Source organism: Xanthomonas prunicola (assembly GCF_002846205.1).
Classification (GTDB): domain Bacteria; phylum Pseudomonadota; class Gammaproteobacteria; order Xanthomonadales; family Xanthomonadaceae; genus Xanthomonas; species Xanthomonas prunicola.
This window is the reverse complement of record NZ_PHKV01000050.1, coordinates 1-1,830: the sequence shown is the minus strand read 5'-3', so window position 1 is coordinate 1,830 and position 1,830 is coordinate 1. Positions and strand designations below refer to the sequence as shown.

Sequence of the window (1,830 nt, the reverse complement as noted above, 5' to 3'; positions counted from 1 at the left end):
GCTCCAAACGAACGGGCTTAGTTACCAATCCGAGTTAAGCACAATCAAAAACACACGTGCATTCGAGGAATATGGATTTATCGCGTCCGCGACTGATTTTCGCACCTCACACGATGAGGCAGTCAATAGGACTAAAGGGGCCATAGGCGCAGTCGGTGGAGCGCTTGGCACGGTAGGCGGCTATCAAGTGGCTGCTGGGGCAGCGTTGCTCTGCCCCGAAACAGGAATATCATGTCTCGGAGTTCCGCTTGGGCTCGGAATGGCTACATTGTCTTACGCCCAGGGACGCGATGGCGTGGCGGAATTAACTGCTCCATACTTCTCGACGCAGGGACTGGGAGTTTTGGCATCTTTCAATCCTAAGCGAACCGATGGATTGAACCCGCTTACTCAAGATGCTTATAGTCTTGGAACAATTGCTCTCCAAACTCTTATTTTCAAAGGAGGGCAAAAAGTCATTGCGGGCGGATCTTCGCGATCAAATGCGTCTCCTGGTGCCGAAAGAGTAATTGATAGGGAGCCTGCCCCAAGCAATAATTTGGATGAGCTTCTACCAAACCACAATACTCGCGTATTGACCGAAAAGGAGGCAAGGGCACTACCGGGGGAGAATCAAGGATTGATCTATGTCTTGGAGAATCCCAAGGGTAATCAGAATGCCCAAGATTTCCAAGCCGGCACGACAGGAGCATTTAGCGATATAGAATCAGGCAAGCTCGGAGTCCCTGCTTTGCGTTACACAAACCCGAACGAAAATGGCGTAAACTTCGTCAAGTTCGACGGTGTGGAGAAAGGCGCCGATGGCACTTCAGTCCTGCTGATTGATGCCAAGACGAAATTGGCAATCTGGAATGGCTCGACGCAGAAATCTGTCAATGACACACTGCGGCGTGTCAAGTCAGCAGTACAACAGAATCCTGGATATAAGGTTGTTTATGAATTTCCGAATGCTAAAGTGGAAGCAGAGGCAAGAAAATTTATTCGTGACAGTGGATATGATAGTTTTGTTTCAACAAGAGTAAGAAGCCAATGAGTTCGCCAGAAATCCAACTGTGGTTTTATGCCAAGCCCGACAGGGCTTTGACGATAGAACAGCGGCACGCCCAGGTAATGGAGCAGATGTCACGCGTCGGCCCGCCATTAGGGTTTGAGGGGCTCGACTTGCCTACTGCGCCAAGTTGCGGCAATGGATTGAGTGCCTCTTATAAAATTAAATCCTCAGTTAAAGGACTTCTTTGTATTGGAGATTATATATACAGGGGCGAGAGATATATATACGAGGATCATGGAAGCTTTGACGAGCACTTGCGTTTTGGTTTTAAGATCTCCAACAGAAATATTGACTATAAAACTGTTCTGAATAAAGAACTTCAGGACATTGCACAGGCATTTGGTGCTTACAAAGCCTTTGCTTCTTATGATCTTTACAGCGTCTATTATCAAGGTAATGGACCGGATGAAAATCCAGTTTACGATCGACTTAAAAAGGAAAAATCCATCGATATCGATGGCCGCAACAATATCTATACTTTGCATCCGGTACAGTTTTGGGACGGCGACCGTTGTCATCGCGCCCTTGGCTACGGCCCTGATGAAGTAGTTGCGAGACTGCAAGGCAAGGTTCAACGTGTCGAGCGCTTTCTGGACGGCGTTTTCCTGCTGCTCAACGATGACCCTGGCCTGACCTACGAGCAGTTTGTGGAAATGAATGAACGCGTGAAACCAATCTTGGGCCTCATCTAGTCGATAGTCGTAATGCCATGGAATGGCGTTAAAAATACCGCTCTTTGACAATACGGGTGGCACGACAGTCTTGCGGTGGGTTCATCG

At 48.1% G+C, this 1,830-nt stretch carries 2 protein-coding genes; both read left to right on the top strand.

The window, feature by feature from the left end:
* A partial coding sequence (locus XpruCFBP8353_RS24160) for a hypothetical protein (RefSeq protein ID WP_207759714.1) occupies positions 1-1,033 on the top strand: 1,033 nt, incomplete at its 5' end.
* The gene (locus tag XpruCFBP8353_RS23645; RefSeq protein WP_133125713.1) at positions 1,030-1,743 is read left to right on the top strand and encodes a hypothetical protein; all 714 of its coding nucleotides are present in this window, start codon (positions 1,030-1,032) and stop codon (positions 1,741-1,743) included. The genes XpruCFBP8353_RS24160 and XpruCFBP8353_RS23645, both read left to right, overlap by 4 nt.
* Positions 1,744-1,830 lie beyond the last annotated feature (87 nt).

Bases quoted from the DNA above. Each gene is read 5' to 3' on its own strand.
- XpruCFBP8353_RS23645 (WP_133125713.1), top strand. From the start codon at position 1,030: ATGAGTTCGCCAGAAATCCAACTGTGGTTTTATGCCAAGCCCGACAGG.